This is a genomic window from Amycolatopsis sp. NPDC104587, assembly GCF_055583645.1.
Genome location: NZ_JBVJNO010000024.1, coordinates 90230 through 100091, shown reverse-complemented (window position 1 = coordinate 100091; position 9862 = coordinate 90230). Strand labels below are relative to the sequence as shown.

7 protein-coding genes are annotated in these 9862 nt (G+C 70.9%); 2 read left to right on the top strand and 5 right to left on the bottom strand.

Going from position 1 to position 9862, the window contains the following annotated elements; translation table 11 throughout:
* Window positions 1-107 precede the first annotated feature (107 nt).
* From ACZ61C_RS45975 to ACZ61C_RS45960, 4 genes are all read right to left on the bottom strand, one after another.
* Window positions 108-1400: a S53 family peptidase gene (locus ACZ61C_RS45975; protein WP_465314298.1), complete on the bottom strand. Its 1293-nt coding sequence runs from the start codon at window positions 1398-1400 to the stop codon at window positions 108-110.
* 249 nt (window positions 1401-1649) lie between these two features.
* Window positions 1650-3182: an ATP-dependent DNA ligase gene (locus ACZ61C_RS45970; protein WP_465314297.1), complete on the bottom strand. Its 1533-nt coding sequence runs from the start codon at window positions 3180-3182 to the stop codon at window positions 1650-1652.
* 40 nt (window positions 3183-3222) lie between these two features.
* On the bottom strand, window positions 3223-4911 hold the full coding sequence (locus ACZ61C_RS45965) for a PstS family phosphate ABC transporter substrate-binding protein (protein ID WP_465314296.1): 1689 nt from the start codon (window positions 4909-4911) through the stop codon (window positions 3223-3225).
* Window positions 4912-4963: 52 nt separating this feature from the next.
* Window positions 4964-5827: a helix-turn-helix domain-containing protein gene (locus ACZ61C_RS45960; protein ID WP_465314295.1), complete on the bottom strand. Its 864-nt coding sequence runs from the start codon at window positions 5825-5827 to the stop codon at window positions 4964-4966.
* Between the two features lie 99 nt (window positions 5828-5926).
* Between ACZ61C_RS45960 and ACZ61C_RS45955 the strand changes: the two genes are divergently transcribed.
* On the top strand, window positions 5927-6952 hold the full coding sequence (locus tag ACZ61C_RS45955; protein ID WP_465314294.1) for an aldo/keto reductase: 1026 nt from the start codon (window positions 5927-5929) through the stop codon (window positions 6950-6952).
* Window positions 6953-6956: 4 nt separating this feature from the next.
* Here ACZ61C_RS45955 and ACZ61C_RS45950 read toward each other — a convergent pair whose 3' ends face one another.
* The gene (locus ACZ61C_RS45950) at window positions 6957-8354 is read right to left on the bottom strand and encodes a class II fumarate hydratase (RefSeq protein WP_465314293.1); all 1398 of its coding nucleotides are present in this window, start codon (window positions 8352-8354) and stop codon (window positions 6957-6959) included.
* A gap of 148 nt (window positions 8355-8502) precedes the next feature.
* Here ACZ61C_RS45950 and ACZ61C_RS45945 point away from each other — a divergent pair, with 148 nt between their 5' ends.
* The gene (locus ACZ61C_RS45945) at window positions 8503-9813 is read left to right on the top strand and encodes a lipase family protein (RefSeq protein ID WP_465314292.1); all 1311 of its coding nucleotides are present in this window, start codon (window positions 8503-8505) and stop codon (window positions 9811-9813) included.
* The last annotated feature ends 49 nt before the right edge of the window (window positions 9814-9862 follow it).

Genomic DNA, 9862 nt, shown 5'->3' with positions numbered 1-9862 from the left:
CAAATGAGGTGGTGTCACTCTTCTCCCCCCCCCAATAATATCCACCGCCCCATCTCCTGCACCCCCCCCCCCCCCCCCCCCCCCCCCCCCCCCCCCCACCCGGTGGTCTACTTCAGCGCCTTGACCAGCGCGGGAACGAAGACCGAGGCGTCGACCGTGCCCCAGCCGCTGGCGACGTCGAAGCCCTTCGCCGCGGTGAAGCCGGTGACGCCGTCCTGGCTGTTGTCGCCTTCGGTGACGTCGACGATGCCCGCCTTGGTGCCGGCCGGTCCCAGCTTCGTGTAGAGGGCGGGGTTGATCTGGCCGAGCCTGCCGTGCTTGGCCTGGACGGCCAGCGCGAGCACGCCGGCGAACAGCGGCGCGGACTGCGACGTCCCGAAGACGCCTTCCATGCTGATGTCCGGGAACGAGCGCATCTTGCTGCCGGTGATCTTCTTGACGCCGTCCTGCCAGTTCGGCCGCGCGTACGTCTTGGAGAGGCCCGCGCCTTCGGAGAAGCCGTTGTCCTTGACGTTCACGACGTCGTCCGCCTTGGTGCGGTTGCCGGCCGCGTCGAGGTGCAGCTGGGTGCCACCGAGCGTCGTGACGCGCGGGTCGGACGCCGGCCAGCTCGCGACGCGGTACGGGTAGTTGCCCGGGCCGTAGAGGTAACCGCCGGTCGGGCCGTCGTCACCGGAGGAGGCGACCATCGTGATGCCGGCCTTGCTCGCGCGGTCGAGCGCCGGGTCGAGCGTCTTGATCGAGTCGAACGACGGGAAGTTCTCTTCGGTGGTGCCGAAGCTCATCGAGATGACGTCGGTCAGCTTGTGCTCGGTCAGGTAGTCGACGGCGTGCATCATCTCGGGCAGGCCGGTGAAGCCCTGCGTCTCGGCGACCGGCGTCGCGGCGACGATGATCTTCGCGTTCGGCGCCAGGGCGTGCATCATCGTGACGTCGAGGTCGGTCTCGCCGCCCCAGCCCTGGCAGGTGGCGGTGTCGACACCGGGGTCGGTGCAGGCCGGGACGGCCCCGGACGGCTCGATGACCTCGACGTTCGCCGGCGGCAGGCCGTGGTTCTTCGAGTAGGTGTCCAGGACCTGCTTGACCTGGTCGTCGCCGAAGGACACCAGCGTCGCGACGGTGCTGCCGGCGCCGGTGATCCCGGCGTTCCACAGCTTCGTCGTGTTGTACGCGGTGCTTTCCTTCGGCAGCGACGCCATCGCCGCTTCCAGCTTGGCGACGCGCTTCTCCACGGTGTTCGCGCCGACGAACGACTGCGCGGCCGCCGAGAAGTGGTGCTTCGACGGCTGGTGCCCGGCGTTCGGCGTGCTCGGCACCGGCGTCGCGCCGGCGGGTGCGGCGAACGCGGTCACGAGCAGCGTGGTGCTCGCGAGCAAGCCGGACACAGCGCGCAGTCTCATGCTTTTCTCCCGTGGCTGAAGGAAACTCCGTCAGCCACTCTGCTCACGACGGGGAGAAGGCAACATCGACTTTCGTCTTTCCTTTTAGGAGGAAAGCACCTCGAAGACGCGCGATGTCGTGATCAAGACTTTCGTAGCGGCTCCTTTCGGGGGTGGGCAGGGGAATCACGCGTGACTGGGCGGGCATTTCGCGTGATTGAAGGGGCATCACGCGTGATTGGAGGGGCGACACGTGCCATGGGTGGGAGGTCAGGTTTGTTCTGGGCGGTCGCCGTGGAGGAGGCCGCGGACTGTTTCGATCGTGTCGGCCTCTGCCGGGTCTTTGTCCGGGCGGTAGCGGACCACCCGGGCGAAGCGCAGCGCGAGGCCGCCCGGGTAGCGGGTCGAGACCTGGGCGCTGTCCAGCTCGATCTCGACCACCACCTCCGGGCGGACGTACACCGTCCAGTCGTCGCGGTGGGTCTCGATCTCCTGGAACGTCCTCGTCTGCCAGGCCAGGATCTCGTCGGTCATGCCCTTGAACGTCTTGCCCACCATGATCGGCGGGCCGCCGTCCGGGTCGCGGGCGCCCAGGTGCAGATTCGACAGCGTGCCCGTGCGGCGGCCGTGGCCCCACTCCGCCGCCAGCACCACCAGGTCGATCGTGTGCACCGGCTTGACCTTCAGCCACGCGCGCCCGCGCCGCCCGGCCGCGTACGGCGACGCCAGGTCCTTGACCATCACCCCTTCGTGGCCGGCCTCCATCGCCGCCTCCAGCACTTCGGCCGCGCGCGCGACGCCGACTTCGCCCGGGATGACGTGCGCCCCGGCTACCTTCCGCAGCGCCGCGTTGCGCTCGGACAGCGGCGCGTCCAGCAGGTCGACGCCGTCGAGGTGCAGGCAGTCGAAGAAGTACGGCCGCAGCAGCAGCGCCTTCACCTGCTCCTCGCGCGTGCTGCCGAACCGGCTCATCGTGTCCTGGAACGGCCGCGGCCGCCCGGCGTCGGTCAGCGCCAACGTCTCGCCGTCCAGCACCACCGACTCGCACGGCAGCGCCCGCACGAGCTCGACCAGCTCCTGGACGCTCCCGGTGATCTCGCGCAGCGTCCGCGTCCAGACGTGCACTTCGTCGCCCTGGCGGTGCACCTGGATCCGCGCACCGTCCATCTTGTACTCGACGATCGCCTCGGCGTGCTCGGCGACGGCCTCCTCCAGCGACTCCGCCGGGGACGCCAGCATCGGCTTGACCGGCGTGCCCAGCGTCAGCCGGAACTCCGCTAGCGCGGCCTGCCCGCCGGTCATCGCCGCGACACCGGTGACGCCGAGCTTCCCGGACAGCATGAACGCCCGCCGCACGTCGACGGCCGGCACCTCGGCCGCCGCCGCGACCGCGTCGACCATCACGCCTTCCAGCGCGCCCTGCCGCAGCTCACCGGTGACCAGCCGGAACAGGAACTCCTGCTCGCTCTTCGTGAGCCGCTCGAACAGCGCCCGCAGGATCTCCTGCCGCCGTCCCGAGGACCCCGTGCCCGCCGCCACCCCGGCCGCCTCGGTCAGCGCGGAATCCACTTCGAGCACCGTCGCGACCGGATCGGGCGCGGACCCGGCGCCGAGCCCGGCCAGGGTGCGCCAGCCCGCACCCAGCCTGTCCTGCGCCGTCTGCCCCGTCAGGTACGCGATTACCACCGGCAGCTCGACGAGCTCGGCGGCGCGCAGCACCGCGGCCAGGAGGGCGATCTTCGCCTTCCTGGACCTCGTCGCCGCCAGCTCGGCCGACGCCCGGACTATCTCGCTCAGCAACACCCGGACATCATGACCCGGACCACCGACAATTTCAGGACGGTCAGATGTCCGGCCTGGTGCAGAGGAGGTCGAGCAGCCCGTCCTTGGCCACGCAGGGGGTGTACCCGGCGTCCTGCAGCTCGGCCCGCGCGGTCGGGCTGGCCAGGTAGTCCAGGAACCGCTTCAGCACGCTCCCGTTCGACGGCACGCCCTTCGTGTACAGGTACTCGACGGTCCAGAAGCGGTACCCGGCGTCGACGGTCGTGACGTCGGGGTAGTGGCCGTCGAGCTGCACGACGCTCACCTGCTGGTCGCGCGCGGCCGCGGTCTTGGCCGCCGGGACGTCGGCGTACCCGATCGCGCCGGGCACCGCCGCGACCTCGGTGAGCACCTCGGCGGTCGTGCCGCGCTCGCAGCGCGTGGTGGCGGCCGCCGGGTCGCGCTCGGGGTTGCGGCACGAGTCCGACGTCAGCCGGTCCTCCGCGCCGCCGAGCACCTTCTGCTCGAACGTCTTGCGGGTGCCGGACTCCTGCCCGCGCCCGACGATCCCGATCGGCACCGACGGCCCCGGCCGCAGCTGGTCCCAGTTCCGCACCCGGCCGCTGAAGATGTCCTTGACCTGCTGGGTCGTCAGCCGGTCGACGCCGGCCGCGCGGTTGACGACCAGGCTGTAGACCACCACCGCGACGGCCTTGGCCTCCAGGCCGGGGCCGGCTTCGCCCGAGCGGCCGTCCGAGAGCACCGCCAGCTCGTCCTTGCCCGCGGCGTCGACAACGGCGAGCGCGCGGACGCCGGTGACACTGCCGGTCGCCTGGGTCGTGATCGTCGCGCCGTCGCACTGGCTGTGGTACTCGCCGGCGATGCCGTTGATGATCGGGACGAACGCGCTCGACCCCTGGACCGACAGCTTCCCGATGGCGCACAGCGCGCTGTCGACCGCCGGCCGGGACCAGGACACGATCAACGTCGCCAGCAACGCGCCGGTCAGCAGCACCCCGACCGCCGTCGTGAGCACCGGCCAGCCGAACCGGCGCTGCTTGCGGTCGTCCTTGATCCGGCCGGCGGCGAGCCGCGCGTGGTGGTCGATCTCCTTGCTGATCTCGCCGTCGTGGCCCTCGGACTCCCGGAGCACGACGACCAGCTTGAACTTCTCCTTGCGCTTCAAGGAAAGCCGCGCGAACCGGACGCCGTGCCACTCGGGCGCTTCAGGCGGCGGCGCTTCGGACGCGACGAGCCCGGCGAAGCGCTTCGGCAGCAGCGCGCGCACTCGAGAGAGCTTCACGCCTTCGGCGGGCTGCGGGGTCGCGGTGTCGCGCGTGAAGAACTCGAGACCGTCGCGGACGTGCTGGCGCAGGCCGTCGTCAGTGGCGTCGGACACCCGGGCGTCCCAGACGATCCGGCTGCCGAAGGTGAACGAGAGCGGGATCTCGAAGTCCTCCGGCGCGATGTCGAACCCGCCGGTGTTGTGGACGCGGATCACCACGATGCTCATCCGCTCGAGCAGCCGGGCCATCTGCTCCAGCTGGGGAGCCGCCTGCGCCGAGCCGTTCTCGCCGTCGTGCAGGTCGATCGGGGAGAGGCCGATCTTGGAGTTGTAGAGCACCCGGAACGTCATGCGCCGGCGCCGGATGAAGTAGCGGTCCACGAACGGCGCGGCCATCGCGACCAGCGCGGCGAGCCCGAGGACCAGGCTGCCCGAGTCCGAGCTCAGGATCTCGGCGAGAGACTGCATCGTCGCGCCGACGCCCACCGTGCTGCTCCTCTGCCCCCGGCTCCCCCAGATGCAGCAGTCTAGGCAGCGGTCACGCCGGGTGGGTGCGTGCTTGCCGAGTGTTCACCGGTCGTTCACCGGCGGTGATCCAGCTGGCCAGCAGGCCGAGCGCGCGCTCGGTCTCCGACCCGGGTTCGGCGTGGTAGATCACCAGGCCCTGGTCGGGATCCTGGGGTAGGCGCAGCGTTTCGTACCGCAGCCGCAGCTCGCCGACGACGGGGTTGCGCAGCAGCTTCCACCCCTGCGCCTTCTCCTGCACCGCGTGCTCGGCCCACAGCTTCCGGAACCGCTCGCTGGCCAGGGAGAGCTCCCCGATCAGCTGGGCGAACCGCGGGTCACCGGGGTGCCTGCCGCTCTCCGCGCGCAGGTTCGCGACGAGCTCCCGGCAGACCGCGTCGTACTCCGGGTGCAGCTGCTTCGCGCGTTCGTCGATGAAGATGAGCTTCGGCATGTTCAGCTCGTCGAGGTCGGCGAACGCGAACGCGACCGCACCCCCGAGCGGGTTCCACGCGAGCACGTCCAGGTACCGGCCGAAGACGAACGCGGGCGCCTGGATGGCGTCGAGCAGCTGCTGCAGCTCGGGCCGGACCCGCTGCGGCGTGTGCTCGTCCCGGCGCCTCGGTGCGGCGAGGTTGCGCAGGTAGGCCTCCTCGCCGGAGTTGAGCCGCAGCGCGCGGGCCAGCGCGTCGAGGACCGCGTCCGAGACGTTCTTCGCGCGGCCCTGCTCCAGCCGCGTGTAGTAGTCGACGCTGATGCCGGACAGCTGCGCCAGCTCCTCGCGGCGCAGGCCCTGGACGCGCCGCTGCGTGATCCCGGGCGGCAGGCCCAGGTCGGCGGGGTCCAGTGCGGCGCGGCGCGCCTTCAGGAAGGCGCCCAGCTCGGCTGCGTCACTCATGCCTCCAGTATCCCCGGCTCGCGGCGGCCCGCCTGGTACTGGCGGACCCAGGTTGAGCGTGACCTGGTCCGTGCTGCTCGCCCGCCGCAGGGTGGTGGCATGAAACGACGAATTCTGGGCGGCACGGGGATCTCGGTCAGCGAGTACGCGTTCGGCGCGATGATGCTGGGCAAGTGGGGCAATCCGGACCACGAAGAGGGCGTCCGGATGCTGCACACCGCGCTCGACGCCGGCGTGAACTTCTGGGACACCGCGGACATGTACAGCGACGGCGAGAACGAGCGGATCGTCGGCAAGGCCTTGAAGGGCCGCCGCGACGAGGTCGTGCTGGCCACCAAAGGCTTCTTCCGGATGGGCTCCGACCCCAACCAGGGCGGTCTTTCGCGACGTTGGCTCACCCGCGCGCTCGACGACAGCCTCCGGCGGCTCGACACCGACTACGTCGACCTCTACCAGGTCCACCGGCCGGACCCGGCGACCGACATCGAGGAAACCCTCTCGGTGCTCACGGACTTCGTGCGCGCCGGGAAGGTCCGCGCGATCGGGTCGTCGGACTTCCCGGCCGAGCAGATCGTGGAAGCCCAGTGGGTGGCGGAAAAGCGCGGCCTGGCCCGGTTCCGGGCCGAACAGCCGCCGTACTCGATCTTCAACCGGGCGATCGAAGCGGCGGTGCTGCCCACCGCGCAGAAGTACGGCATGGGCGTGCTGACGTGGAGCCCGCTGGCCAGCGGCTGGCTGTCGGGCAAGTACCTGCAACCGTCCGATGTGGACCTTTCCGAAGGCCGCCGGACGTTGCAGGCGCACAAGTTCGACCCGGCGCTGCCGGAGAACGCCGTCAAGTTCGAGGCGATCGCGCAGCTGAAGAAGATCGCCGACGACCTGGGCCGGCCCCTCACCCACCTGGCGACGGCGTTCGTCCGGGCGCACCCGGGCGTGACGTCGGCGATCATCGGCCCGCGCACGCCGTCGCAGCTCGACGACCTGCTGGCGGGCGCGGACCTGGTGCTGGACGACGAGGTGCTGGACCGGATCGACGAGATCGTCCCGCCGGGCACGGACCTGAACCCGGCCGAGAAGGACTACACCCCGCCGGCGCTGGCGGACGCGCGCCTGCGCCGGCGGTAGGGAGTCACTTGCCGCCGCGGGCCATGCGGAGGACGTCGAGCGCTTCGTCGAGCTGCTCTTCGGTGAGCTTGCCGTCCTTCACATACCCGCGCTCGATCACGACCTCGCGGATCGTCTTCAGCTCCTTCAGAGCCTGCTTCGCGACCGCGGCGGCTTCTTCGTAGCCGATGTACTTGTTCAGCGGCGTCACGATCGACGGTGAACCCTCGGCGTACTCCCGCGCCCGCGAGACGTTCGCTGTGACGCCGTCGAAGACCTTGTCCGCCAGCAGTCGCGAGACGGCGGCGAGCAGGCGCGCCGACTCGAGGACGTTCCGGGCGATCACCGGCAGGTTGACGTTCAGCTGGAAGTTGCCCGCGGCACCGGCGAAAGCGACGGCCGCGTCGTTGCCGATCACCTGCGCGACGACCTGCAGGGTCGCCTCCGGGATCACCGGGTTCACCTTGCCCGGCATGATCGACGAGCCCGGCTGCAGGTCCGGCAGCGCCAGCTCGGCGAGGCCGGTGCGCGGGCCGGAGCCCAGCCAGCGCAGGTCGTTCGCGATCTTGTTCAGTGACACGGCGATCGTGCGCAGGTGCCCGGACGTCTCGACGACGCTGTCCTGGGTCGCCTGCGCCTCGAAGTGGTCGCGGGCCTCGGTCAGCGGCAGGCCGGTGACGGTGGCGAGCTCCGCGGCGACCGAAGCGCCGAAGCCGTCCGGCGCGTTGAGGCCGGACCCGACGGCGGTGCCGCCGATCGGCAGCTCACCGAGGCGCGGCAGGCCGGACTTCAGCCGTTCGACGCCGAACCGGACCTGCGACGCCCACGCGCCGGCCTCCTGGCCGAGGGTGATCGGCACGGCGTCCATCAGGTGCGTGCGGCCGGACTTCACGACGTCGGCCCACTCCGCGGCGCGCACCTCGATGGCGCCGGCGAGGTGCTCGAGCGCGGGGATGACGTCCTTGAGGACGGCTTCGGTCGCGGCGACGTGGATGGTCGTCGGGAAGGTGTCGTTCGACGACTGCGACGCGTTGACGTGGTCGTTCGGGTGCACGTCCCGGCCGAGGGCGCGGGTCGCCAGCGTCGCGATGACCTCGTTGGCGTTCATGTTCGACGACGTCCCGGACCCGGTCTGGAAGACGTCGATCGGGAAGTGCGCGTCGTGGGCGCCCTCGGCGACCTCGTCGGCGGCGGCCGCGATGGCCTCCGCGACGTCGGCGTCGAGCACGCCCAGCTTCTGGTTCACGCGCGCGGCGGCGGCCTTGAGCAGGCCGAGCGCGCGGATCTGGGCCCGCTCCAGGCCCCGGCCGGAGATGGGGAAGTTCTCGACGGCCCGCTGGGTCTGCGCGCGGTAGAGCGCGGCGGCCGGCACGCGGACCTCGCCCATGGTGTCGTGTTCGATCCGGTACTCCTGGTCAGCCATGACACCGATTCTTGACCTTTTCGCGAGTCACCGCGTGGTGGCGTTGCGCACCCCGTTCCGTCGATCGTGTACGCGCCTGTACACGACACCTACTCGCTGGTAGGTTATGGCGATCCGCGTGATCCACCTCATGATTCAAAGGGGAGTCATGATCCGCAACCGCGTTCGTTTCGCCACGCTCACCGCCGCATTCGCGCTGACCGCCGCCCTCGCGCCGGCGAGCCCGGCGGCCGCCGCGTCGTCCGATTCCTTCTACTCCTACGACGGCAGCACACCGCTGTCGTCGTACGCGCCCGGGACGGTCCTCAAGACCCGGACGCTGAACTACCACGTCGTCGGGCTCGCGACGCCGGTGAAGGCCATTCAGCTGCTCTACCGCACCACCGACGCGCAGGGCCGGCCGGCCGCCAACGTCACCTCGGTCGTCCGCAGCATCACCGGCGACACCACGAAAGCCGTGTCGTACCAGTCGGCCTACGACTCGCTCGACCCCGCCGACGCGCCGTCGCGGGCGATCGCCGGGGACGTCACCCTCGGCGGCCTGCTGCCCAACGGCGAGTCGCTGCTGCTCCTCCCGTCGCTTCTGCTGGGCTACAACGTCGTGGTGCCCGACACCGAAGGGCAGACCGCGAACTTCGCCGCCGGACCCGAGTACGGCACGAACACGCTCGACTCGATCCGCGCCGTGACGAGCTCGGCCGCCACCGGCATGAACGACGGCACGAAGTTCGGGCTCCTCGGGTACTCGGGCGGCGCGATCGCGACCGGCTGGGCGGCCGCGCTCGCGCCGAGCTACGCCCCCGACGTCAACCGGAAGCTCGTCGGCTTCACCGAAGGCGGTGTGCTCGTCGACCCCGCGCACAACCTCAAGTACGTCGGCGGCAGCCCGGTCTGGTCCGGGGTCATCCCGATGGCGCTGATCGGCGTCGCGCGCGGCTTCGGCATCGACCTGCGGCCGTACGCGAGCGAGTACGGCTTGAAGGTGCTCGACGACCTGGAGCACGCGTCGATCATCAACGCCCTCGGCCGGTACCCGGGGCTGACGTGGCAGAAGATCGCGAAGCCGGAGTACGCGAACCCGAACTCGGTGCCGCCGTTCGTCGCCGCGGTGAACAAGGTCAACATCGGGTCCGCGCCGACGCCGTCGGTCCCCGGCTTCATCGCCCAGGGCAACGCCGGGTTCCTCGAAGGGACCACCAGCAACCTCCCGGGCATCGGCACCGGCGACGGCGTGATGGTGGCCGGCGACGTGCGGGCGCTCGCCCGGCAGTACTGCGCCACCGGCAACGGCTCGATCAAGTACACGCAGTACGACCTGCTCAGCCACGTCGGCGGCGCAGCGGCGTGGGCGCCGACGGCGATCGCGTGGCTGGTCGACCGCTTCGCGGGCAAGGCGGCGCCGTCGAGCTGCGGGCACATCCCGGCCGGGAACTCCCTGGCCCCGGAGGAGCCGGCCTGACGCTCACCGGCGGACCGGTCCTCGCGGCCGGTCCGCCGGGTACGGTGCC

Bases quoted from the DNA above. Each gene is read 5' to 3' on its own strand.
- ACZ61C_RS45975 (WP_465314298.1), bottom strand. From the start codon at position 1,400: ATGAGACTGCGCGCTGTGTCCGGCTTGCTCGCGAGCACCACGCTGCTC.
- ACZ61C_RS45960 (WP_465314295.1), bottom strand. From the start codon at position 5,827: ATGAGTGACGCAGCCGAGCTGGGCGCCTTCCTGAAGGCGCGCCGCGCC.
- ACZ61C_RS45955 (WP_465314294.1), top strand. From the start codon at position 5,927: ATGAAACGACGAATTCTGGGCGGCACGGGGATCTCGGTCAGCGAGTAC.
- ACZ61C_RS45950 (WP_465314293.1), bottom strand. From the start codon at position 8,354: ATGGCTGACCAGGAGTACCGGATCGAACACGACACCATGGGCGAGGTC.
- ACZ61C_RS45945 (WP_465314292.1), top strand. From the start codon at position 8,503: ATGATCCGCAACCGCGTTCGTTTCGCCACGCTCACCGCCGCATTCGCG.